The sequence below is a fragment of the Vibrio sp. Y176 genome (genome assembly GCF_033438945.1).
On the sequence record NZ_JAWOQS010000911.1, the window covers coordinates 1 to 570 of the forward strand.

Genomic DNA, 570 nt, shown 5'->3' on the forward strand with positions numbered 1-570 from the left:
CGAGCTGTTCCAGTGCCATTTCCGGGATCAAGGTTGTGCCCATTCCACTCATTACCATTTGAATTAACGTGTTTAGGCTGGTGGCACGGTATTCCTGATTGGAGGTTTGTTCAGAGAGGCGGCAGGCATCCAAAATATGATCTTTGAGGCAGTGGCCTTCTTTAAGCAGCATGAGGTTGGTTTCTTGTAGTTCTTCGGACGTAATGCTGCTTCTGTCTGTGTGCATTTGCCCATCGAGCGCGACCCAGTAAAAGTCTTCTTGCCAAAACTCTAACGTTAACAAGCCGTCACAAGGGTAGGGGATGGCCAGCACGGCCGCGTCAATCTCACCGCTGTGAACCATGTCGACAAGGACATGCGACTGTTCTTCGACGATGTCTATTTTCGCGTTGGGGTACTGCTCTTTTAAGGTGAGTAACAACTTTGGCAGAAGATAAGGTGCAATGGTCGGGATCATGCCAATGGACAACGGAAAGCAAAAAGGTTCGCCGCAACTGTGGTCGAGGTGTGCCATGTCTTCCAGTTGAAGCATGATGTTGCTGGCTTTGTCCAAAACCTCACGACCAAGTG

Annotated in this window: 1 protein-coding gene; it reads right to left on the reverse strand. The window is 49.6% G+C overall.

The genetic code is table 11. The annotated features are described in order from the left end of the window. The coding region (locus R7O13_RS29365) for a LysR substrate-binding domain-containing protein (RefSeq protein WP_318305524.1) at positions 1-570 on the reverse strand (570 nt) is incomplete at both ends.